This window comes from Ruegeria sp. H9 (assembly GCF_056532915.1).
In genome coordinates, this window is record NZ_JBQFNX010000001.1 from 346,974 (window position 1) to 369,850 (window position 22,877).

24 protein-coding genes and 1 riboswitch are annotated in these 22,877 nt (G+C 55.9%); of the genes, 17 read left to right on the forward strand and 7 right to left on the reverse strand.

Going from position 1 to position 22,877, the window contains the following annotated elements; translation table 11 throughout:
* Nucleotides 1-89 precede the first annotated feature (89 nt).
* Genes ACR0CZ_RS01570 through ACR0CZ_RS01585 form a run of 4 tightly spaced genes read right to left on the reverse strand, consistent with a single transcriptional unit; the run spans nucleotide 90 to nucleotide 3,249 of the window.
* Complete coding sequence (locus tag ACR0CZ_RS01570; protein WP_170394207.1) at nucleotides 90-887, reverse strand: ABC transporter permease; 798 nt, start codon at nucleotides 885-887, stop codon at nucleotides 90-92.
* Nucleotides 884-1,636 (reverse strand): ABC transporter permease, encoded by a 753-nt coding sequence (locus ACR0CZ_RS01575; protein ID WP_480537124.1) that lies wholly within the window; start codon nucleotides 1,634-1,636, stop codon nucleotides 884-886. Before ACR0CZ_RS01575 ends, ACR0CZ_RS01570 begins: the two co-directional genes overlap by 4 nt.
* A gap of 9 nt (nucleotides 1,637-1,645) precedes the next feature.
* Nucleotides 1,646-2,410, reverse strand: coding sequence for a transporter substrate-binding domain-containing protein (locus tag ACR0CZ_RS01580; protein WP_170394204.1), 765 nt, complete (start codon nucleotides 2,408-2,410; stop codon nucleotides 1,646-1,648).
* Between the two features lie 41 nt (nucleotides 2,411-2,451).
* On the reverse strand, nucleotides 2,452-3,249 hold the full coding sequence (locus tag ACR0CZ_RS01585) for an ATP-binding cassette domain-containing protein (protein WP_170394202.1): 798 nt from the start codon (nucleotides 3,247-3,249) through the stop codon (nucleotides 2,452-2,454).
* 77 nt (nucleotides 3,250-3,326) lie between these two features.
* On the opposite strand from ACR0CZ_RS01585, the gene ACR0CZ_RS01590 reads away from it, so the two are divergent.
* The 4 genes from ACR0CZ_RS01590 to ACR0CZ_RS01605 are packed head-to-tail and all read left to right on the forward strand — an operon-like array spanning nucleotide 3,327 to nucleotide 7,551.
* On the forward strand, nucleotides 3,327-3,983 hold the full coding sequence (locus tag ACR0CZ_RS01590; protein WP_480502986.1) for a TetR/AcrR family transcriptional regulator: 657 nt from the start codon (nucleotides 3,327-3,329) through the stop codon (nucleotides 3,981-3,983).
* Entirely contained in the window at nucleotides 3,980-5,164 is a 1,185-nt protein-coding gene (locus ACR0CZ_RS01595; protein ID WP_480537123.1) for a pyridoxal phosphate-dependent aminotransferase, read from the forward strand. Before ACR0CZ_RS01590 ends, ACR0CZ_RS01595 begins: the two co-directional genes overlap by 4 nt.
* Nucleotides 5,161-6,765, forward strand: coding sequence for a 5-guanidino-2-oxopentanoate decarboxylase (locus ACR0CZ_RS01600; RefSeq protein WP_170732672.1), 1,605 nt, complete (start codon nucleotides 5,161-5,163; stop codon nucleotides 6,763-6,765). The genes ACR0CZ_RS01595 and ACR0CZ_RS01600 overlap by 4 nt, the downstream gene beginning before the upstream one ends.
* Nucleotides 6,766-6,768: 3 nt before the next feature.
* A complete protein-coding gene (locus ACR0CZ_RS01605) occupies nucleotides 6,769-7,551 on the forward strand; it encodes an arginine deiminase family protein (RefSeq protein WP_170663437.1) in 783 nt (260 codons plus the stop codon).
* Nucleotides 7,552-7,671: 120 nt separating this feature from the next.
* Here ACR0CZ_RS01605 and ACR0CZ_RS01610 read toward each other — a convergent pair whose 3' ends face one another.
* The 3 genes from ACR0CZ_RS01610 to ACR0CZ_RS01620 form a co-directional block, all read right to left on the reverse strand.
* Complete coding sequence (locus tag ACR0CZ_RS01610; RefSeq protein ID WP_480537122.1) at nucleotides 7,672-9,189, reverse strand: glycosyltransferase family 2 protein; 1,518 nt, start codon at nucleotides 9,187-9,189, stop codon at nucleotides 7,672-7,674.
* 92 nt (nucleotides 9,190-9,281) lie between these two features.
* Nucleotides 9,282-10,412: a glycosyltransferase family 61 protein gene (locus tag ACR0CZ_RS01615; protein ID WP_170611817.1), complete on the reverse strand. Its 1,131-nt coding sequence runs from the start codon at nucleotides 10,410-10,412 to the stop codon at nucleotides 9,282-9,284.
* Between the two features lie 522 nt (nucleotides 10,413-10,934).
* A complete protein-coding gene (locus tag ACR0CZ_RS01620) occupies nucleotides 10,935-11,807 on the reverse strand; it encodes a glycosyltransferase family 32 protein (RefSeq protein ID WP_480537121.1) in 873 nt (290 codons plus the stop codon).
* 474 nt (nucleotides 11,808-12,281) lie between these two features.
* Here ACR0CZ_RS01620 and ACR0CZ_RS01625 point away from each other — a divergent pair, with 474 nt between their 5' ends.
* The 13 genes from ACR0CZ_RS01625 (at nucleotide 12,282) to ACR0CZ_RS01685 (ending at nucleotide 22,691) form a co-directional block, all read left to right on the forward strand.
* Nucleotides 12,282-13,094 (forward strand): glycosyltransferase family 2 protein, encoded by an 813-nt coding sequence (locus tag ACR0CZ_RS01625; protein WP_170394189.1) that lies wholly within the window; start codon nucleotides 12,282-12,284, stop codon nucleotides 13,092-13,094.
* A gap of 255 nt (nucleotides 13,095-13,349) precedes the next feature.
* A complete protein-coding gene (locus ACR0CZ_RS01630; protein WP_480537120.1) occupies nucleotides 13,350-13,958 on the forward strand; it encodes an FkbM family methyltransferase in 609 nt (202 codons plus the stop codon).
* A gap of 484 nt (nucleotides 13,959-14,442) precedes the next feature.
* Nucleotides 14,443-14,543: riboswitch (TPP riboswitch) on the forward strand.
* A 79-nt stretch (nucleotides 14,544-14,622) separates the two neighbouring features.
* Complete coding sequence (thiD, locus tag ACR0CZ_RS01635; protein WP_170465692.1) at nucleotides 14,623-15,411, forward strand: bifunctional hydroxymethylpyrimidine kinase/phosphomethylpyrimidine kinase; 789 nt, start codon at nucleotides 14,623-14,625, stop codon at nucleotides 15,409-15,411.
* Entirely contained in the window at nucleotides 15,408-16,436 is a 1,029-nt protein-coding gene (locus tag ACR0CZ_RS01640; RefSeq protein WP_170394184.1) for an FAD-dependent oxidoreductase, read from the forward strand. Before thiD ends, ACR0CZ_RS01640 begins: the two co-directional genes overlap by 4 nt.
* On the forward strand, nucleotides 16,433-16,630 hold the full coding sequence (gene thiS / locus ACR0CZ_RS01645; protein WP_170394182.1) for a sulfur carrier protein ThiS: 198 nt from the start codon (nucleotides 16,433-16,435) through the stop codon (nucleotides 16,628-16,630). The genes ACR0CZ_RS01640 and thiS overlap by 4 nt, the downstream gene beginning before the upstream one ends.
* A gap of 1 nt (nucleotide 16,631) precedes the next feature.
* The gene (locus ACR0CZ_RS01650) at nucleotides 16,632-17,402 is read left to right on the forward strand and encodes a thiazole synthase (protein ID WP_170394180.1); all 771 of its coding nucleotides are present in this window, start codon (nucleotides 16,632-16,634) and stop codon (nucleotides 17,400-17,402) included.
* Nucleotides 17,399-17,995, forward strand: a complete 597-nt coding sequence (locus ACR0CZ_RS01655; RefSeq protein ID WP_170465689.1) for a thiamine phosphate synthase — start codon at nucleotides 17,399-17,401, stop codon at nucleotides 17,993-17,995. The genes ACR0CZ_RS01650 and ACR0CZ_RS01655 overlap by 4 nt, the downstream gene beginning before the upstream one ends.
* Entirely contained in the window at nucleotides 17,992-18,960 is a 969-nt protein-coding gene (locus ACR0CZ_RS01660) for a HesA/MoeB/ThiF family protein (protein WP_170395061.1), read from the forward strand. Before ACR0CZ_RS01655 ends, ACR0CZ_RS01660 begins: the two co-directional genes overlap by 4 nt.
* A gap of 42 nt (nucleotides 18,961-19,002) precedes the next feature.
* The gene (locus ACR0CZ_RS01665; RefSeq protein ID WP_480454117.1) at nucleotides 19,003-19,911 is read left to right on the forward strand and encodes an ABC transporter substrate-binding protein; all 909 of its coding nucleotides are present in this window, start codon (nucleotides 19,003-19,005) and stop codon (nucleotides 19,909-19,911) included.
* The gene (tenA, locus tag ACR0CZ_RS01670) at nucleotides 19,908-20,579 is read left to right on the forward strand and encodes a thiaminase II (protein ID WP_170394174.1); all 672 of its coding nucleotides are present in this window, start codon (nucleotides 19,908-19,910) and stop codon (nucleotides 20,577-20,579) included. The genes ACR0CZ_RS01665 and tenA overlap by 4 nt, the downstream gene beginning before the upstream one ends.
* On the forward strand, nucleotides 20,576-21,301 hold the full coding sequence (locus tag ACR0CZ_RS01675) for an ABC transporter ATP-binding protein (RefSeq protein WP_170394172.1): 726 nt from the start codon (nucleotides 20,576-20,578) through the stop codon (nucleotides 21,299-21,301). The genes tenA and ACR0CZ_RS01675 overlap by 4 nt, the downstream gene beginning before the upstream one ends.
* Nucleotides 21,298-21,951, forward strand: a complete 654-nt coding sequence (locus ACR0CZ_RS01680) for a TenA family protein (RefSeq protein WP_170394170.1) — start codon at nucleotides 21,298-21,300, stop codon at nucleotides 21,949-21,951. Before ACR0CZ_RS01675 ends, ACR0CZ_RS01680 begins: the two co-directional genes overlap by 4 nt.
* Entirely contained in the window at nucleotides 21,948-22,691 is a 744-nt protein-coding gene (locus ACR0CZ_RS01685) for an ABC transporter permease (RefSeq protein ID WP_170394167.1), read from the forward strand. The genes ACR0CZ_RS01680 and ACR0CZ_RS01685 overlap by 4 nt, the downstream gene beginning before the upstream one ends.
* Nucleotides 22,692-22,877 lie beyond the last annotated feature (186 nt).

Consider the following 22,877-nt stretch of genomic DNA (forward strand, 5'->3'; position numbering starts at 1 on the left):
TGAATGCAAGTTGCAGCTCAGATTGCTATGAACTCAAAGCACTGGTCGGAGCTGACGCAGCACATGGATCCCCTCCGCTGCTGGCGATACTAACTGATACCGCCATTGCGGTTTCCAGTCCCAAGCACCTTTACTTCCAGCCAGTGGAAACCAAATGCGATCACGCCCGCGACGAGAATATAGAATACGGCCAACAGGATGAGCGGTTCGTAAATAATGAAAGTGTCGGAGCGCACACGTGAAGACACTGCGTAAATGTCGACGACAGTGATGGTCGCAACCAATGGAGTTGCTTTGAGTTGCAATATGGTTTCACCGCCCAATGTCGGCAGGACGTTGCGGATAGCTTGCGGCAACCAGATACGGCGAAACATGGTGAAACGTGGCATGCCAAAAGCCTTGGCTGCCTCAAGCTGACCCTTGGCGACCCCTTTGAAGGCACCGCGCATCACCTCTCCTTCGTAGCCGGCATAGGACAACGTCAGCGCCAGTACTGCATATGGCCAGGCCTGTCGCAAATAGGGCCACAACTCGGAAGAGCGTATCCAGGGGAACTGCGGAAACAAAGACCCAAGCCCATAATACAATAACCAGAGTTGCAGCAGCAGCGGTGTGCCACGGATGATAGTGCAAAATGCCCTGGCAGGGGCGGCAAGATACCAAGGCCCAACCGCCTGTGCCAATCCAAGTGGAACGGCGAGTAGGAAACCCAAAACTACGGTGACCACCAACAGCCAGATTGTCGTCCAAATGCCCTGAAGGGCGAGCGGCGCATATTTCGGGATCCAGTCCCACTGAAGAGAGACGGCGCACCAGACAACGATTCCAGCGAATATCAGCATCATCACAATGCGATGTGGTTGCATCAACGATCTGAAATCAATCATCTGCCCCCTCCATTAAGGGAGGGTTGGCCGCGACGCGCCCATTTCTCAATCCGAGCGAAGATGCCGCCCGAACACAGCGTTACCATGAGATAAAGAAATCCCGCTGCCAGAAAGAAAGTAAAATAGGCGCGTGTACTGCTTGCAGCCTGGCGGGTTTCCAGTGTCAGCTCGTTGAAACCCACAACAGCGAGCAACGCGGTATCTTTGGTTGCAATCAGCCACAGGTTGGCAAGACCTGGCACGGCGAAGCTCATCATGGCCGGGATTGTCACGCGGCGCATGGTCATGAAGGCGGGCATCCCGTAGGATTTGGCGGCTTCGATCTGACCGGGCGGAACCGCCTGAATTGCGCCGCGCAAAATCTCGGTCGCGTAAGCACCCTGGACAACACCCAGCACCCATATGCCTGCGCCAACACCACTGACCTCAACCCGACCCCCGCCCATTGCGGCGGAGATTTTGTTTATGATGTCAGATCCCACGTAATACAGGATCAGTATCAGGACCAGCTCGGGCACAGCCCGGATCACCGTCGTGTAGATGGCGAGAAGATCGCGCGTGACCTTCCCGCCATAGAGTTTGCCATAAGCTCCGAACAATCCGATCACGAGACCGAGGGCATAAGCGCCGAAAGCGATCTGCAATGAGTGGGCCAATCCGCGCAGCAGATTGGCCCCCCATCCCGGCGGCGAGAGCGACAAAAGCTCTGCGCTCTGCGCCAATCCAAGTGAATCCAACAGTCCGTTCACAGCAGCGGCTTAGTAAATGCTGGCCGAGAAATAGTTCGATGTGATCTTCTCGTGCGTGCCATCGGCAAGAATTGCGGCGATGCCTTTGTTCAGCGCCTCACGCAGGTCATCTTGCCCTTTGCGCACGCCAGCCCCAACGCCGCGTCCCAGAATAGCGGGATCATCTGCAACGGCGCCTTTAATTTCACAGCAAGCGCCCGCATCCGAGTTTACAAAGTCGGCCATTGCGATGCTGTCTGCTTGAGTTGCATCAATACGGCCTGCGAACAGGTCCTGATTGGCCTCATCCTGTGTCTGATAAACCCGCAGTTCAGCATCCTTGAAATATTCCTGCGCATAGGCCTGGTGGATGGTCGAAGCCTGAATGCCGACAACTTTACCCGCCAGCGACTCGGGTGTCGCTTCGATATCCATCGATTTGTCCGCAACGATTACAGCGGGTGTGTTGTAGTAAGGATCGCTGAAATCAATGGTTTTCAGCCGCTCCTCGGTGATCGACATAGAGGCCATGATGGCGTCGATTTGCTGCCCGGTCAGCGATGGGATGATACCATCCCAGGCTACAGGCGTTATAACACAGTCCAGTTCGGCAGCTGCACAGACAGCATTGATAACATCGATCTCCCATCCAACCCAGTTGCCTGAGCTGTCAAGCGAAGCAAATGGTGGATAAGGTTCAGCCGCGATACCGATCTTGACCTCTTCGGCACTGGCGACACCAACTGAAAGGATGGCGGCGGCAACTCCGGACGCAAGCAGTTTCTTAAGGTTCATTTTGTTACTCCCTTTTGGTTCATTAGTTTGTTTTGACTGAATCAGGCGACCGAGCTGAGGAACTGCCTCAACCGCTCTGATTTTGGATTACCGAAGACCTCGGCAGGTGGACCCTGCTCTTCAATGCGGCCTTCGAAAAGATAGACAACGTGGCTGGCAACTTCGCGCGCAAATTTCATTTCATGGGTGACGAGCAGCATGGTGCGTCCTTCACCAGCGAGATCACGGATCACGTTCAAAACTTCGCCGACCAACTCGGGGTCCAGCGCCGATGTGGGCTCATCGAAAAGCATCACCGAAGGATCTACGGCAAGCGCACGGGCAATGGCGGCGCGCTGTTGCTGACCGCCAGATAGATAGGCCGGAAAGGTGTCGGCCTTGTCACCAAGCCCTACCCTTTTCAACAGGTCGTGCGCCCGCGAGATAGCCTCTGCCTTTGGCACCTTTAGGACATGTATCGGCACTTCGATCACGTTCTCCAGAAGCGTGCGATGCGTCCACAGATTGAACTGCTGAAAAACCATTGCCAGCCGCGTTCGGATACGCTCGATCTGGCGGCGGTTCGCGGGGCTACCATCGGCGTGCATTTCAACCAATTCACCGCCTATGGTGATATTTCCCGAGCTCGGCGTTTCCAAGAAGTTGATACAGCGCAGCATGGTGGATTTGCCCGAGCCTGACCCCCCGATGATTGCGACAACGTCCCCCTTGTTGGCAGTCAGGGACACACCCTTCAGGACCTCTAGCGCACCAAAGGATTTGTGCAGGTCCTCAATCTTTATCGCCTCAATGGACGCAGTGGCTTCGGGTGTGGGTGATGCTGCTTCGGCTGTGTCCATATCTAACAATCTTCTGATTTCAGCTTGCAGTAAGCCTCGAATCTCGCAATTATGCAAGTGTATAATAACTCCATGCCATGGATGACACTGACGTGCAGGACGACAGCCGCAAATTTAAACGTGAGTCTGCTGAGTTTCGGCGCGAGGCGCTGATATTGGCGACTTTGGACCTGATCGTCGAGATGGGCGTCCGCGGTGCCACGGTGCGTGAGATTGCAGCCCGCGCGAACGTGACCCAAGGGTTGATCCGTCATTATTTCTCTTCAAAGGAAGAGTTGGTCCAGGCGGCGTATGAGCACCACATGAATACGCTAACCGATCAGACAGCAGCTTCGTCAGGAATGGGAAGCGCGGTATCTCAGTTGACCAACTTCGTTGACGCATCGCTGCGACCACCAATCGTTGATCCAAGCGCCGTGGCGTTGTGGGCCAGCTTTCTGAACAAGGTGCAACATGATTCAAAAATGCAGCGCATTCACCAGCAGACCTATAACTATTTCCGGGGTCACCTCGAGGAGCTGATCGTCGCCGCATTGCTGGAAACCGGACGTTCAGTTGCTGCAACGGAGGCAACGCAACTGGCCATTGCTTGCAACGCGGTAATCGACGGCCTTTGGCTGGAAGGTGGTGCGCTTCCGGACGCGTTTTCCGAAGGGCAATTGGCGCAGATCGGCTTGGACTCGGTAAGCGCCATCTTAGGGATACCATTAAACAAAGAGGCGGAGCAGCCATGAAGACAACATCTGTGACTGTGCGTTTAGCGGGGTTGGGTGGTGCCAAATGGGGTGTACACCTGAAAGCACGTGACCTTATCAAAGCCGGAGCGGATATCGTCGAAATGACGATTGGAGAACCGGATGTGCCCGTGCCAGCCGCATTGGTAGAAGCCACCGTAACCTCCTTGCGGGCACAACGGACAGGGTATTCCAACGGGCGCGGTGAAGCCGGACTGCTTGACGCGCTTGCTTCTCGCTATTCAGCCTCTCGTGGGCGGCCCTTCGGACCCGAGAACTTTTTGTGCTTTCCCGGGACGCAAACCGCCCTTTTCGCAGTGATGTCCGGGATTGCAGAGGCCGGAGACGAGGTTTTGGTTGGTGATCCGATGTACGCGACATACGAAGGAGTCGTGCGTGCATCCGGGGCGGATATGGTGCCTGTGCCGCTTCGGCCAGAGCACGGGTTTCGCATGCAAGCCGAAGATATTGCTGCACGCATCACTCCACGCAGCCGCGCCATTCTTCTGACAACGCCACACAACCCGACAGGTGCAATTCTGACTACCGCGGAAATTGCCGAAATCGGGCAGCTCGCCATGGCGCACGATTTATGGATCATCTCGGACGAGGTCTATGAAGAACTGATCTTTGACGAGGCCGAATTTGCTTCACCATTGGCAGACCCGAAACTGGCGGATCGTGTCGTAGGTGTATCATCCATCTCGAAATCACATGCTGCCCCAGGGTTTCGTAGCGGTTGGTGTGTCGGACCAGCAGCGTTTTGTGAAGCGCTGCTGCCGTATTCCGAAACAATGCTCTTTGGCAATCAGCCCTTCATCGCGGACATGACCGAAAAGGCAATCCGCGACGGGTCCGAGGTTGCCCCCGGCATGGCCGCTCGCTTCTCTGGCCGCGCCACCCTGCTGGCCGATCGTCTTGAAGCAGAAACGGATTTGACGGTTCATCGCCCAGAGGCGGGAATGTTCGCCCTCATCAACGTTTCTGCCACCGGGTTTGATGGCGAAGATTATGCGTGGGATCTGTTGCAGGCCGGGGTGGCTGTCATGCCAGGGTCCGCCTTTGGCAACGGTCTGAAAGACTGGGTCCGGGTCGCGCTGACGATTAGTGACGCCGATTTTGCCAAAGCGGTTTCTCGCATCATTGATCACGCCAACAGCAAATCACGCGAGGTTGCATGAGCGGAATGACAATCGGTGAAGCTTTGGTTGCCAAGCTTCGCCAAAGAGATGTGACCTGCGTCTTCGGAATTCCGGGCGTTCACACGGTCGAACTTTACCGCGGTCTTGCGGCTTCGGGCATTCGTCATATCACGCCCAGGCATGAACAGGGTGCTGGTTTCATGGCTGATGGCTACGCGCGTGTTTCGGGGAAACCGGGTGTGACCTTTGTGATCACCGGCCCCGGATTGACCAACACCTTGACACCGATGGCGCAGGCGCGCGCTGATTCAATTCCGATGTTGGTGGTCTCTGGTGTCAATAAAACCGCTTCACTTGGCAAGGGCTTGGGACATCTGCATGAATTGCCAGACCAACTGGGGCTGGCCAGAACAGTTGCGTTGGTGTCAGAACAAGTTCCCGACTCCAACGCTCTGGACCCGGTCTTGGACCGTGTTTTTCACGACCTTACCAACGGTCGCCCAGGGCCGGTGCATATAGAGGTCCCGTTGGATGTAGCAGCAGAAAAATATCAAAAAACACCAGTCGAGACGCTCGATCCAGCACCCCCGGTCAATCCAGACTTAATCTCACAAGCGGCAAGGCAACTGGCTGAAGCAAATAGAGTTGTCATTCTGGCGGGTGGTGGCGCGAAAAAAGCGGAAACCGATTTACAGACATTGGCTGAAACTCTCGATGCCCCCGTCGTGCAAACCGTCAACGCACGGGGCCTGATGCACGGACATCCACTGACCGTTCCGGCCAGCCCCAGCCTCAAAGCAGTACGCGAGCTGATAGAAAGCGCTGATTGCGTTTTGGCTTTGGGAACCGAATTGGGGCCAACCGACTATGACATGTACGCCACCGAACAATTTGCAGGAAGGTCAGGCCTGATCCGGGTGGATCGCTGCAGCGATCAACTGGCGCGACATGAGGCAGCGCTTACCATTCAAGGTGACGTCAATTTGGTTGTACCGGCGCTGTTTGGGGCATTGTCCAATGAGGCAAAGCAAGACGACGGTGCCGAACGCGCCAGCAAAACACGCCGCGCCGCCTGGGAGGAAATTGGTCCGGACTATCGCCATCAGGTCGAAATCCTGAACGCCATTCGCTCGGCAGTTCCGAATGCATTGATGGTCGGAGACTCAACCCAACCAATTTATGCCGGCAATCTTTTCTACGACCACGACCGGGCCGGAGGTTGGTTCAACGCAGCAACGGGATATGGCGCGCTCGGCTACGGGATACCCGCTGCCATCGGCGCGTCGATCGCCGATCCGACAGCAAGGGCGATCTGCATTGTCGGCGATGGAGGTGCACAGTTTTCATTGCCTGAAATCATGGCCGCAGCAGATGAAAACCTGCCGGTCACCTTCGTGATCTGGAACAATCATGGATATCAGGAAATTGCCGCGTCGATGCGGGATGTGGGTGTGACCGTCATAGGTTGTGATCCTTCGCCCCCGAATTTTTCTGCATCAGCCAAGTCTTTTGGCATTCCATTCACCAAGGTTCCGGCCGAACCACAGGCTGTCGCGCAGGCGTTGCGCGAAACTGTCGCTTTAGATGGGCCTGCAATGATCGAAGTCATCGCTCCGAAATGTGAACCTCAGAAAGATTGAAACATGTCAGACCCGACCTTTGAGTTCTCCCGCGCAATCACCCGCCGCCCGGCTGCGACCATTGCCGGCGGTTTGCGTGCAAAGGATATTGGAAACCCCGATTTCGAAGGGATGATGGCGGCACATAAGGCTTACGTGGCTGCACTGAAAAGCACCGGGGCTGAAGTAATCGAACTTGATCCCCTCGACGCGTTCCCCGACGCGCAGTTTGTCGAGGATACGGCCCTTTGCCTGCCGCAAGGCGCTGTGCTGATGCGGCCAGGCGCACCATCGCGGATGGGTGAGGTGGCAGAAATGGCGCCAAATCTTCGCGCTTGCTACGAGACGGTTCTGGAAATCAACGGCCCCGGCCATATCGAGGGCGGAGATATTCTTGTAACCGGTCGCGAAATTTTGGTGGGCAGATCAGACCGCACGGACGCTGAAGGTGTCGCCGAGCTGTCTAAAATCACCTCCGCGTGGGGCCACAAACTGCGCGAAGTGTTTACACCGGAAGGCGTTTTGCACTTCAAGACAGATTGTTCACTGATGGATGCCGAAACAATCCTGTCTACCCGAAGACTTGATGCATCAGGCTGCTTTGAGGGCTACCGAGTGCTTCATGTTGCTGATGGGGAAGAAGCTGCTGCCAACGCGATCCGCTTCAACAATCTGGTGCTGATGGCCGCAGGCTTCTCGCGCACAGCAGACATGTTGGATCGTGAAGGGTATGAGATCGTAGAAATTGACAACACCGATTGCGCCAAGCTGGATGGCGGCATGTCATGTCTCTCGCTAAGACTTTGAAGGGTTATTCACCAACTTTTGGTTATCGGCGGTCTTTTAGTTGGCGAATGAATATCAAGCCGCGCGCTATCTGCGACAGCCGGGGCCGTTCTATGAATCTGTTCATCGCGGCAGGACAAGTCAGCTATGCATATCCGCATCTATGATGGCGCGGATCCGTTGCAAATCCTCAAGTTCGATGCTGGTGATCTCGTCATAAAGGTTGCGAAACTCGGGCTCATCCATCAAAAACTCAATCTTAGCCCGGTGCCAGGCGACGGCTTTTTCGTGTAGCTGCGCAATCTGAGGAACGTCTAGCAACGCTTCCATCGCCACTGACAATCTGGCCAGGTTGCGTTGGATAGTGACGTCCTGATACTGGTTCCAATCCATCCGTATCCAATAGTTGCGCCCGACAGTGCGATCCACATGCAGGGCCCGTCCGCGTTGACGCTTGACCAAGAAAGACTGCGCAGATCTTAGTGCGTAGTGGTTTAGCTGGACCAGTTCATAACCGATGGTCTTGATATCGGATCTCCAGCCATTCTTTGCCACTTTGTGCGTGATATCCTGACCCGATCCATTGACCCATAGCACCTGTTCGGCTTTTGCTTCTTTCAGCTTATTGGGCCGGTGACAGCTTAGTTTACGATAGGCACGAATATTCCTGGTGGCGGTCTTGAAGCCCCAAGCGGTATGCGGTTTGGGCAGATATGACGCAGCGCATCGGTCAAATTGCGCCAGGACCGGCCTGTCCTCGTAGGTCTTTATCCCGGCCGACCCAAATTGCCGCCAGGTCATTGCAATATTGCTGACCCCCTCGGGCAGGCGCTTATAAAGTTCCGGCAGTGTCCCGTTACCAAAGCGGATGTTGATAAACTCATCCACATCAATATGAATAACCCAATCGGCACGTTTGACCACCTTGAGCTTTGCAGACTGGTTCAGAGCCCACTGTTGCGGGGAATTGCCCTTCCATTTGTTGTTGTCGACATGCGTGACCAGACCGGTTTTGGCCAGCGCATCTAGCATCAGATCCGTGCCATCCTCGCAGCCATTGGTATAGATAACAAAGTGATGCACACCGATCGATTGATGGTATGCAATCCATTCCAATAGGAAAGGGCCTTCGTTTTTCATGCAACCGATCAGCACCGTGCCGCTGGTACCCTCTGGCGGCCTTAGGTCCACCGGCACCGTGTCACCCATGGGTTGACTTTCATCAAAACTGGTCAGGTCATTGCGCGGCAAGAAGCGACGGGCAAATGGCAGCACTTCTTTTGGAGTGGATTCTTCTTTTGCAGAGGAGGCCAGGGTAGAGAATGCAGGAGGCTGCGCAGTCAGATCATCTGGCCAGTCAATCCGGTTAACTATCGCATCGGCCCCAAATTGTGTGGCCCAAATTCTGGCGCGATCAGATCCTGAATCAAGATCAGTCAAAATCAGGATGTCGGCCGCCAATTGCCCCAAAACTTCGTGGACTCGACTAACAGAGACTTCCGTGGTGAGGTTTTCTGCTAGCCCTGGCATGGCCAAAAGCATGAACCACGGTCGCTCATTAGCAATCGCACTAGCGAGTGCGGGCAAAAATTCGGGCGGCTCGGCCTTTGCACGTCTTCGCCGTGTAATCTGCGCAAACGTAACCAGTTGCTGCTGCAAATCCGCATTATCGATACTCAAAACAGACGCAACCCCATTGGCTTGGCGCGCCTGATCCCGAGCTGTGTCGCGTATATCCAGGATTAGCTGCATTAGTCAGCGGGCTCTTGATGGATGGGAACCAGCTGGTCGCCAAGGGCTTTTTCCAGTTTTCGGATGGTTCGCCGCCGCTGCCGCCAGAACATTTCTTCCCAGGCCAGATCAGGTGAGACAAATCCTGCATCGGCAAGCATTTTATGCAATCTGGACATGTCAAGCTCTCCAAGTGAATGGCGGTTGGGACGACCGCGCGAAGCCAATACCCAATCGGTGCGAATGGCATTGGCGACTAAAGGCTCTTGCCCGCAAAAGGCCGCTAGCTGAGCTGAGATATTGTGATGCACCGAAGAAGTGCGGCGCGGGATCATTGCAACCTGCTGATCTGGACGGCCTACCAGAGCAAAAAGATGCAGTGCCGACCCGTCTAGTGCAACGATCTGACGGGCGGCTTTGTAACGCGCGATCTGCTTTTCCATCGGGTGTTGTTCCGGATAGAAAATCTCGTACCCGTTCTGGCGCAAATTCTCTTCGAGAAACTCTTCTCCGATAACGCCACCCCGCCGTATTCCAAGACCTGCGCGCGAGATATAAAGCCGCTCCGGCCCATCAGGGGGAACGTCGGCGCCAAAATTTTGATGGATCAAGGCACGATATTCAGGCGTTCCCGCCACAATCGGGCCCAGCCCAAACCCCTGACCGGGCACATGCAGATATTCTATCTGAGTTGGCTCGGTCACCACTTTGATTGGAAGATCAATACCCAGAAGCGTAAAAAAATTATGCTGCATAGGGCGTGTTTCATCCCCATTGGCGGGTCGCTTGGGGGTAAAGAGGACCCCATCAATATCCTTCGCGATTGCCGGCAACGGCCAAAGACGTGCGGTGCTTTCAGCCAGGAAATGACCAAAGTGTACCCATAACAGCCCGGCATAAAGCCAGCGACCTGACAATTGCGGCAAAGGGACTGTTGGCGATACCGGTTGGGTGGTCATGGCACGCTTTCCCCGCCAAAGCGCCCCATGCGCGCAATATTCCCGGTCTTCAGTCAGAACACCGGCTTCCTGCACCGTATCGGAGACTGCGGGCGGAACCACGATAGCCCGCTCAAGTGCAACAAGTTCACGTGACCATCCTTGATCAGGCTGAGGAGGTTGGTTCAGATCATTATCGTTAAGCGTAGACATCTTTGTTCACACCCGGTCAGAGCGACCGGGTCGACAAAGACATGCTTTTAGTCGGTCTTCTGGTGTTAAAGGCCGGGATAGATGATCGGCGAATATCCTTGTGATCTGTAGCCAGCTTCTTTGACATTCGCCTATCCCATAAACTGGACCCCAGATTAATCCAAGATCTGTGTTCGGGCTTCATAACATTCGGCCCTATTCACCCCAGTATTCTGATATGGCCGTACCTGCGCCGCTGCAAGTAATCGTAGTGAAATTTCTACGCCAGAAAAAGTAAAGGCTCTATCCGTAGAAAGACAATCGAATATGTTGACAGCGTCGCAGTTTATCATCCTTGCCTGAAGCGACCGCCACTACTTTGATTGCCAAGTTATTGTCCGTTGTACTCAATGCAATGGCCGGTTGGGAAACCGTCCGCCAAACAACTTGGCACTACGGTATTAGCAGATGACACCTAGTGTTATTGATTGCGATCGTCCGAAAATTGGACACAGACTGGCGCTTTTGACTTGCCCGGACACTTTAGTCTTGGTCAACAGACTTCAGCACATCCTGTGGCATCGCCTTAGAGGGATCGATGTCATGTTTCTTGCATAGCTTGGCGACCTGGCTGTTGGGATGCGGCAAAGGAAACCCACCGTCCATATTGTATTTCTTGCGCATGCTTGAGCCGCCAATGTGATGAACCCCCAACGCGTTTTCATCGAGCGATATGCGGGAAAACCGCGGCCGAAAATAATTCAAGCGCATGGCCGTAGGTTCTTGGGAATAGAATGACTCGGGTGGCAGGGCGTGTTTAACTTCAGTGTTTTTGCCCAGAAAATACGAGATAGCCTGAGGCCCGAACGTATAAAATGGCAGCTGCGACAGGTTTTCCAACGGTACCGAGAAAGAGCCGTCTTCATTGGACTTGCCGATGGAAACATCAATATTCTTTTTCCACGGCCAGTCATTGGGGATCACGATCTCGGACCCGTTCATAAAGTCATGCATACCCTGCAATGTTGGAGAACTGTGCGGCAGCCGGAGAGCCGCATTGTTAAAATAGCGTTTCTCTTTTGCGAAAATATACGGAATGTCGGGGATCGGCTGCATACACAACATATCGCAATCCATCCAGATTTCGTCGGATTCCCGAAGCATGTTGATCCTGAAAAAGTCCGACAACGGGGCATAAGCGCTGTTTCGCTTTTCGTTTCGCCATATTTTCAGGTGGTCAGGTAAGAAAATACGTGCATCCGCATTTTCAACGCCCGGTGGCGTATTCGTGATTTCATTCAAAGAGTACAACTTGACCTTATGGCCGTGATCCACAAAGCTTTTGAGGCAGAGTTGCTCGAAAAAAGTCAGACTGGATCCATGCCAAAACGATGAAATTACTGGAGAAATATCCATTCTGGATCGATGCCCGTTATATTTTTCGCTTGCTCCGCATTAGCATGGCTCCGGTATTCGATCCACTGGTTTAATGATCCCGATACAAGCGAAATTGTGATGGTGACCCAACCGTCCAATATGAACTGTTTGTAGCGCAGGTCCGTTAGTCAGAATTCTCGCACCTTTGTGTTTCGCGAAAAAGAACGAGCGGTAAAGATCAAACTTTAGGGGCTCGCAATAAGCAGTAATTGTTTGGTTACCTCAACTTTGGTCCAGTTTTCTCAGTCCTCCCCGACAAAGGTCGCAAGATCACCCAAACTGTCTTAAATCGGATCGTCCAATAAGACCTCAGGATGCTCTTGCTTAAGGCGGAAAATTCACCGATCAAGGTTGCCACAAATCCAGACTTACTGGGCAATAGAGGAAGCCGGTGACTCTAAAGACGTGCAATCAGCGAATTTGGCTCTTCCCAAACACAGGACTCCTTTGAAGATGGCCACCTGGAGTGTCGTTACCATGGTCAAAGAGCCGCCAGAGCTGGTGGCTATATTTGCTTCCTATTATGCGTCACTCGGCGCGCAAGAGATCTTTATCTTTCTGGATGGTGATGATCCGAAAGCGCGGCAACTTCTGGCTCAGATACCGAACTGTCGCGTTGAAGTGATGGATGACACGTTTGTTCGAAGGAACTGGGACTGTACTTATCCAGAAAACAGTTTCAGACGCCAAAGGCTGATAGCGACAAAAGCCTATCGAGAAGCAAAAGTCGATTGGATGCTTTTCCTCGATGCGGATGAGTATCTGCAAGCCGATGATTTTGCACAAGAGCTTGCTGACCTGCCCTCGGATGTTGATACGATTTCAATTCCTAATGGCGAGCGTGTGTTTTCAACCGAGGACACCACACCCGGACTATTTGGTGGTCTTATACTGAAGCCTAAGCACACCCGCGGCTATGTCGCCCGAAGCTTATTCGGAGAAGAACGACTCAAGTACAGCGACAGAGGATTTTGTGCGCATCGTTTCGGAAAAAGCGCCACCCGAACGGGGAAGAACATCAAATTGGGTGTTCATGCGCCACAGCGGTGGAGAGCTAACATCAAGCGATATGTTTCTCAACAATCGGTCATTTGTCACCTTGACGGACTGACCGAAATCCACTGGATGCTCAAATTGCTGAGATATCATGATATGCGCACATATGAATCACCGAAGGGCAGCAACGATTTCTGCTATGAACAGGTCCAATTCCTGAAATATTTATCGTCTATGAACGCTGTTCAAGAGCTTCATGACATTATCTGAAAATACGACAAGGACACCGAAGAAAGACTAAGGGGTAATGGTCTTCTCGATGATGTGCAGGTCCGCCCTTTCCGGCGTTTGGATACTTATTATCATGACCACGAGTTTGACTTGTCGGTTGAGTGGTTCAACGAGGTTCTGAAGACGAATATCTCGGACCTCTATGCGAGATTACCGACATGATGTTTGATGCAAATAGTCTGACCTTATGCAAAACATGCTCTACCGACGGCTCATCCTTGGAATGGAGCAAGAATGACCGAAACGAACCCTGATGTTGCGATCCAGTACCGTGGATTGAAGATACCTTCATCGCCATTTCTGGACGAGACGATCATGAATCTGATCGAGCAGGACAATTATGAAAGCTGGGAAATGGATGGCGCTTTGAGCGTCGTTCAACCTGAGGATCGTATTCTGGAAATGGGCGCCGGGCTGGGTATCGTGAGTGGTGTTGTCGCGCTCGAGAACAAACCAGAGGCTATTCTCAGTTTTGAAGCCAATCCAAATCCAATTCCACACATCCGTCGTTTACATGCCCTAAATGGGCTTTCAGACCGGATCGAAGTCCGGAATGCGATACTAAGCGCCAATCCAAAGGATCCCGACTCTATTCCGTTTCATATTGACGCTTCATATCTAGGGTCTTCAGTTTTTGATAATGAAGGTGAATCAACAAAATCAGTGCGCGTAGCTAAAGCGGACTTCGAAGCGGTGAAACGAGAGTTCGCTCCGACGGTTCTTGTGATGGATATTGAGGGGGCGGAACTGGATTTCTTGAGGAATGCGGACCTGTCGGGCATTCGAGCCATTGTTATTGAATTTCACCGCCTCATTTATGGGCACAAAGGTGTTCGGGCCTGAAAAAGGATTCTTTCTAACGCGGGTTTTCTACGGCTGGACGATTTGTCTTGGAGGGTCGTTTGGACCTGCACGCGAGATCTTGGCTGAGCCCTCTTCATTGCGATGGGCATTTTTCGGGTTAGGTGAATTGGCCAAGGCAGTTGAGCGCCCTGACATTAGACGTCGGCCGGCTTGTGACCTGAATTTGCCCATCGCAATTCACGCGCTGCAACTATCTGCATCTATGAGCAGTAACTTGTGACAGAATCTCAAAAAACTGTTTCTGTCTTCGATCTCGGATCGCGGGGCTGATGAAACGACCACGGTTTCGGCGCTGTATGTCCCCGTCTTATTGTGTCGTTCTCCGGTCATTGCATCTGGAAACGCCAGCATTTTGCGACACCACCAAAACCCCGAGTTAATCGAAATACTCAAGGGGAGGTCGCAACCACCAAACTGTGTGCAACAAAATTGTTGACGAGACCTGATCTCATCAATAATCGGTAACCATCTGTTGGGGTGCCCCTCGGGGCTGAGATGCTGACTTGCAAACCCATTGAACCTGACCCGGTTAGGACCGGCGGAGGAAACAGGCATACCGGGCGCCCCGTGTCACAACTCGTGTCACAACGCAGGCTACGGGTCTTTCCACGCACATCCTGACCATGACAATGAGGGATGTGCCATGGTTGCGACAGCATTAACGATTGCCGGTTCCGACAGTGGGGGCGGCGCGGGAATTCAGGCAGATCTTAAATCATTCGGCGCAATGGGCGTGTTCGGTTGCAGCGTGGTCACCACGATAACCGCGCAGAATACCTGTGACGTGACCGCAGTACATCCGGTACCCGACAATGTGGTCGCGGCTCAGATCAAGGCGGTCCTGGACGACATCCGCATAGACGCCATCAAGATCGGAATGCTGGGCACGCCATCATTGGTCGAAACAGTGGCCCGTGCATTGGAAGGTTTTTCCGGACCTGTCGTCCTCGACCCCGTCATGGTGGCGAAATCCGGGGTCGCCCTGCTTGAAAATCAAGCGATTGCCGCGCTGAAGCAGTATCTTCTGCCGCGCGCTGACCTGCTGACACCGAACCTGCCCGAGGCGGACAAGCTGCTGGGACAAACCCATAAGGGCGACAGTGCCGGACTGGTTGCGCCGTTGCTGGCGCTAGGTCCTAAGGCGGTTCTGATCAAGGGCGGCCATGCCGATGGCATTGAGTGCCTTGATGTGCTGGCAAAGTCGGGGTTCGTTGTCACGCTGGGGGCACCGCGGATCGCGACCCGCAACACGCATGGTACTGGCTGCAGTTATTCCGCAGCAATTGCGGGCTGCCTTGCGCGGGGCATGGATCTTGAGACTGCGGTGCGGCGGGCGCATGGCTGGTTGCACGCCGCAATAAAACGTGCCGACGGGTTGGAGATTGGACAAGGCCACGGCCCGGTGCATCATTTTCACGAGATGTGGGCATGAGCGCTGTCACCATACTGGGTGCAGGGGTTGCCGGGCTTTGCGTTGCAGCCGAGCTGGTGTCACGCGGTGTTTCCGTACGGATGATCGACCCGGCAGGTCCCGTGAATACGCATTCCTGCAGCTGGTGGGCCGGGGGCATGTTGTCGCCGGAATGCGAGGGCGCAGTCGCCGAACAGCCCGTTGTGGAACACGGGCGTAAAGCAGCGGATTGGTGGCAAAAGCAGGGGGCGCAGTTCGGTCTGGATGTGACCCGGAACGGTACCTTGGTTGTCGCTCTGGGCCGGGATCAGAGCGAGCTGACGACGTTTGCACGGCGCGCCGAAGGCGTGGATTGGCTGGACCGCGAGGGCATCGCGCTCCACGAGCCGCATCTGGCCGAGCAATTCGGCAAGGTGTTGTTCATCGCGAATGAAGCGCATCTCAATCCCCGCCCGATGTTGACCGGGTTGCATGCACACCTGGTGGCTTCGGGCGTTGAGTTTCTGACTGCAGGCGAAACGCTGGGTCAGGTCATCGACTGCCGTGGTCTCGCCGCGCAGGATCGGCTGAGCGATTTGCGCGGGGTAAAGGGTGAGATGCTCATCGTGCGCTGCCCGGACGTGTCGCTATCGCGTCCCGTGCGGCTGCTGCATCCTCGTTTCCCGCTCTACATCGTACCGCGCGGCGATGGCGTATTCATGTTGGGCGCAACCCAGATCGAAAGTGGGCAGCGCAGCCGCGCAAGCCTGCGATCCGTGATGGAACTAATGAATGCGGCCTACGCGTTGCATCCAGCCTTTGGTGAAGCCGAGCTGCTGGAAATCGGAGTCGATGCCCGCCCGGCCTTTGCGGACAATCAGCCACGCATCCGCCATTTCGACGATCGCATCATGGTGAACGGGCTGTACCGCCATGGCTATCTGCTTGCTCCGGCGTTGGCAGGGATGGTGGCAGATCTGGTGACCTGCGGCACGCAGCCCGCGCTTTGGTACGAGAACTGCCAAAACACGAAAATCGCACACAAAACACCGGGGAGAACCACATGAAACTGATGGTGAATGGTGAGGCCGTCGAGGCCAAAGGCCCCAGCCTTGCCGATCTTCTGGTCGAACTAGGCAAAGGCAATGACAAACTGGCCACGGCGGTGAACGAGGTGTTCGTTCCGGCATCAACACGTGCGGCGCAAATGCTTTCCGATGGGGACCGGATCGAGCTGGTTTCGCCGCGGCAGGGGGGCTGACATGCCGGAATTCTACGGCAAGGAAATAGCGTCGCGCCTGATGTTGGGCACCGCGCAGTATCCGTCGCCCGCAGTGCTCGCCGATGCGTTTCGACGTTCGGGCGCAGGCATTACCACGGTGTCGCTGCGTCGCGAGGCGGGTGGTGAAAGGGCCGGGCAGGATTTCTGGTCTCTGATCCGTGATTTGGGTGTCGAGGTGTTGCCCAATACCGCCGGGTGCTACTCAGTACGCGAAGCGGTCACTACGGCGCAGATGGCGCGCGAACTTTTCGAGACCAACTGGATCAAGCTTGAGGTGATCGGCCATGCCGACACTCTGCAGCCCGACCCGTTCGGCCTTGTGGAGGCGGCGCGCATCCTTGCCGACGATGGGTTCGACGTCTTCCCCTATTGCACCGAAGATCTGGTGCTGTGCGAGAAACTGATCGAGGCAGGCTGCCGGGTACTGATGCCCTGGGGTGCGCCGATCGGCACCGGATTGGGGCTGAATAATCTCTACGGCCTGCGCTCGGTCCGGGCTCATTTCCCCGAGGTGCCTCTGGTGGTCGATGCAGGGCTGGGTCTGCCGTCGCAGGCGGCACAGGCCATCGAAATCGGCTATGACGCGGTGCTGCTGAACACGGCGGTCGCTAAGGCAGGTGATCCGGCGGCGATGGCCGAAGCGTTTGCGCGCGCGGTCGAAGCGGGGGCTTTGGCCTTCGGTGCCGATGCGATGGAACCACGCGACATGGCCGCGCCCTCGACCCCTGTTTTTGGAAAGGCCATGTTGTGATCTTGCCGTCGTTCTACCCGATCTTCGATGACATCTCATGGCTGCGCCGAATGCTGCCGCTCGGGGTGCGGTTGGTGCAGCTGCGCATCAAGGAACATCCCCTGGATGCGGTGCGCGCGCAGTTGGCGGAGGCGCGGGATTTGTGCCGCGACCACGGCGCGCTGTTGGTGGTCAATGACTATTGGGAACTGGCGATTGAGCTAGACTGCGACTGGGTGCACCTAGGGCAGGAAGATCTGGATACCGCTGACCTTGACGCGATCCGAGCTGCTGGATTGAAACTTGGAGTCTCAACCCATGACGAAGCAGAGCTTAAGCGTGCGCTGGCTTTGCGGCCTGACTATGTGGCACTCGGGCCCGTTCATCCGACCATTCTTAAAAAGATGAAATGGCACCAGCAGGGTGTCGAAAAGCTGACCGACTGGAAGGCGCGGATCGGACCTATTCCGCTTGTGGCGATAGGTGGCATGTCGGTCGAGCGCGCGCAGGGTGCGTTCGCCGCCGGGGCCGACATCGTGTCCGCCGTGACCGACATCACCTTGAAGGACGACCCAGAAGCCCGTGTACGCGAATGGCTAAGGATCTGCCTATGAGCCGCTATGCACGCCAGATTGCTGTACTTGGCTTTGGCGCGTCGGGGCAGGAAAACCTGCGCACCGCGCATGTACTGGTGATTGGCGCAGGAGGGCTTGCCGCACCAGTGCTGCAATATCTGGTCGGGGCCGGTGTGGGACGTATCCGTTTGGTTGATGCTGACAAGATCAGCCTGTCGAACCTGCACCGCCAAACGCTGTTCCGTGAACGCGACATAGGGCAATCCAAAGTGCAGGTGGCAGCACGTGAAATGATGGCGCTGAATGATGAGGTGCGGATCGAACCGGTCGAAACCCGCTTTGATCCGGCCAATGCCTCGCAACTTTGTCAGGGCATCAATCTGGTGCTGGATTGTGCCGACAGTTTTGCCGCCAGCTATGTGGCCTCGGATGTTTGCCTTGATGCCGATTTGCCGCTGATCAGCGCCAGCGTGGTGGGCTCGGAGGGCTATGTCGGGGGCTTCTGCCACAAGGCTCCGGGTCTGCGCGCGCTGTTCCCGGATCTGCCTGCAAGGCTGGGTTCCTGTGACGCCGATGGCGTGCTTGGCCCGACGGTGGGTATGATCGGCAGTCTGCAAGCGCAGATCGCGGTTGCGGTGCTGAGCGGGGACCTTACGCCAATGGGGCGTCTGGTGACCTATGAGGCCACCAGCATGCGCTTTGGCGGTTTTCGCTTTGACGGCGCGCCGGATCCCGCACCAGAGCCGGACTTCATAGCGCAAGAGATGCTTCGGGCCGACGATCTGGTAATCGACCTACGCGCCGCAGATGAAACTGGCCCGGAGCTGGCCGGGGCTCAGCGCCTCAGTGTCGATGAAATCGATCCGCGTGACCCCCTTTTGCAAAACAACAGACGCCTCATCCTTGCCTGCCGTTCCGGTCTTCGGGCCTGGCAGGCGGCGATGCGGATTTCCACGAAAAACGGGCCCGAAATCAAGCTTCTGGCCCTTGGTGACAACAACTGAAACGAGGAAACCGAATTGAAACATTTTCTGACCGTAGCGGCGATGCTGATGGCTACACCGGCGCTGGCACAAGACAAGATGACTCTGCTGCTGGATTGGTTCGTAAACCCTGATCACGGTCCGATCATCGTAGCGCAGCAAAAAGGTTATTTCGCAGACCAGAATCTTGAGGTCGAGATTGTGCCGCCTGCTGATCCCTCGGCCCCACCGAAACTGGTAGCCGCCGGGCAGGGTGACATCGCCGTGAGCTATCAACCAAACCAGCACCTACAGGTAGCCGAAGGTCTGCCGCTGATGCGTGTCGGCACGTTAGTGGCGACACCACTCAGCTGCCTTTTGACGCTGAAGGACGGCCCAATCCAGGAAATCAGCCAGCTAAAGGGCGGCAAGATCGGGTTCTCAGTTGCCGGCGTAGAAGAAGCGGTGCTGAGTGCCATGCTGGGCAAGCACGGCGTCGCGCTGGACGAGATCGAGATGATCAACGTCAACTTCTCGCTCAGCCCCTCGGTCATGTCGGGGCAGGTCGATGCGGTGATAGGTGCCTATCGCAATTTTGAGCTGAATCAGATGGAAATCGAAGGCGTCGAAGGCCGATGCTTCTATGTCGAAGAAGAAGGCGTGCCGACATATGACGAGCTGATCTATGTCGCCAACCCTGAGCTGATGGACAAGGACAAGGTGCGCCGCTTCCTGCGCGCCACCGAGCTGGCCACGCAATACATCGTCAACAACCCGGATGAAAGCTGGGAGGTTTTCAAAAGCTACGCGGAAGAGCTGGACGACGAGCTGAATGCAAAGGCTTGGGTCGACACCCTACCCCGCTTTGCCTTGCGTCCTGAGGCGCTGGACGAAGGCCGCTATATCCGCTTCGAGGAATTTCTGGCCAAAAGCGGCCTAGTCGAGGGCACCCGCCCAGTATCGAAAATCGCGGTCGATCTGGGGGCACAATGAACTACGGCACCTCATTTGAGGCGTGGCGAGCGGCGGCCGGGGAAACCTGGCCTGCCTATACCCGCCACGCATTCGTGCGGGGCATGGGTGATGGAACCCTCCCGCGCGCGGCGTTTTTGCATTATCTCAAACAGGACTACGTTTTTTTGATCCATTTCGCCCGCGCTTGGGCGCTGGTGGTGACCAAGGCCGAGTCCGTCGCGGATATGCGCCTCGCCGCGGGGACAGTGAATGCACTGATCAATGACGAGCTTGCCCTGCATATCGGCATCTGCGCCGAGGCTGGGATTTCCGAGGAAGAACTTTTTGCAACGCAAGAGCGTCAGGCTAATCTTGCCTATACACGCTATGTACTGGATGCCGGGCATTCCGGGGATATGCTTGATCTTCTGGCCACACTGGCCCCCTGCGTCATGGGCTATGGTGTGATCGGGGCAGAGCTTTCGGCGACAAAGACCTCGGAAACCTATGCCGATTGGATCAACACTTATGGCGGGGAAGATTACCAACAGGTCTGCTGCGATGTTGGCGCGCTGATCGATGGCGTGGTAGCGCGGCGCATCGGGGATGACCCGCAAAACTGCCCACGTTGGGCAAATCTTTGCGACCGCTTCCACAAGGCGACCGAGCTTGAGGTCGGCTTTTGGGGCATGGCATCGCAGCCATGAGCCCGGCCCCCGCCCTATATCTGCGCGGATCACTGTCGATTGGCGACACATCCATCGCGCGCGGCATTGATCTGCGACTTGATGCAGGGCGGTGGACCTGTCTTCTGGGGGCCAGTGGTGTGGGCAAATCCACAGTGCTCAAGCTGCTGGCCGGACTGGGAGACCATGTTTCTTTGGACGGTGAAATCTGGGCCTCGGACGGTGGCGCGCTGGCCGGGCGGGTGGCCTTAATGGCGCAGAGTGATTTGTTGCTGCCTTGGCTATCAGCGCTCGACAATGTGGCAATAGGGGCACGATTGCGCGGCGAGAGATTCGATCGGGGCCGGGCCGAGCAGGTACTGGAGCAAGTTGGGCTAGGCACACATCTGGGCAAGAAACCGGGAAAGCTCTCCGGTGGGCAAAGACAGCGCGTGGCCTTGGCCCGAACCCTGATGGAAGACCGCCCCATTGTGTTGCTGGACGAACCATTTTCAGCCCTTGATGCCCTGACTCGGGTGCATATGCAGGACCTCACCGCACAGCTGCTGAAGGGACGTACGGTGCTGCTTATCACCCATGACCCGGCCGAAGTGGCGCGGCTGGGGCAGAACATCATGATCATGACGCGCGACGGGCTGCACCCGGTCGAAACTCCAATGGGCAGCATCCCGCGCCCTGTTGATGATCCGGGCGTGCTGGGCATCCAGGCCGCGCTGCTTCAACAACTCAGGACGGACAGATGAGCGCAAGCGAAACTCTCAGGGCGCTGAACCAGGACAACTGGACAGCGGCCACGACACATGACTTTACCAATGCGCTGGCTACCGGAACGCTCGATCACGGCAAAATGGCTGGCTATTTACAGCAGGATTACCTTTTCGTGGAAGGCTTCGTGCGTCTGCTGGCCTCAGCAGTGGCGCATGCACCCAACCTCGCCGATGCTGTGCCGGGCGCGCGCTTTCTGGGCCAGATCTGCGGGCCAGAGAACACGTACTTCCTGCGTGCATTAGACGCGCTGGACGTGCCCCAGGCAAGCGAAGCCGCACCCGAAACCCTGGCGTTTCAGGCCCTGATGGACGAAGCCCGCACATCCGGGCGCTACGAGCGGATGCTGGCGGTGTTGGTGGTCGCGGAATGGGTCTATCTGGATTGGGCCAGCCCGGTCGAAGCCCGCGCCGAAGATCTGCCGTTCTGGCTGGGGGAATGGATCACTCTGCACTCAGGCGACGGGTTCGAAAGTGTGGTCGCCTACCTACGTGGACAATTGGACGCGATCTGGTCGACCCTTTCGGACCAGGCACAGGCCGAGGTCGCTGCAACCTTCGGCAAGGCCGTCGCCCTTGAGCGTGCCTTTTTCGATGCCGCATGGACAGGCTTCCCGGTAGCCCGATGACAGGTTGGCGTGCGGGTATCGCCGCCACCGCAATGGCAGTAGCGCTTTGGCAACTGGTGGTTTGGGCCACCGGCTTGCCGCGTTTTATCTTGCCCCCGCCAGCGCTGGTTTCCGAAACCATTTGGAACAGCCGCAACCTTCTGCTGGAGCATGGGCTGGTCACCGCGACCGAAGTGCTGATCGGGCTGGCCCTTGGCGCAGTGCTGGGCGGGCTGTCGGCCATCGGCCTTGCCGCCTCAGCGCTAGCACGCGCGCTGGTGCGACCAATTTTGGTGTTTTCCCAGACCATCCCCGTCTTTGCTCTGGCACCGATTCTGACCCTGTGGCTTGGCTTCGGGCTCGAGGCCAAAATCGCCATGGCGCTGCTGATCATTTATTTCCCGGTCACTTCGTCTTTCTTTGATGCACTGATGCGCAGTAATCGCGACTGGCTGGATCTGGCTCGGGTCATGGGGGCGTCGCCCGCCCGAGTAATGTGGCACATCCGTATTCCATCTGCTCTGCCCGGATTTGCCAGCGGCCTGCGTCTGGCTGCTGTCTATGCTCCCATCGGTGCCGTCATCGGTGAATGGGTCGGAGCGTCGGGTGGGCTGGGATATCTGATGTTGTTGGCCAATGGCCGTGCCAAAACCGACCTGATGTTCGCCGCGCTGATTGTGTTGGCGGTACTTACCATCATCCTGCACGCAACGGTCAACTCCCTGTGCAATCGGTACCTGGATCAGCGTGATCAGATATGAACAAAGTACTGACCATCAGTATACGCGAACGCGGAGATCGAATTTAATCGTGCCACCAGCTGTGATGAAAGAGCTCAATGCTAGAGTACATTGATTTCCAGAGCGTCATGTTAAACAAAGCTAATTGGTCGAGCGGCGAACACAAAGTGTGCCGCAGTCACTTGTCCAAGAGTCCTACCTTAAGGA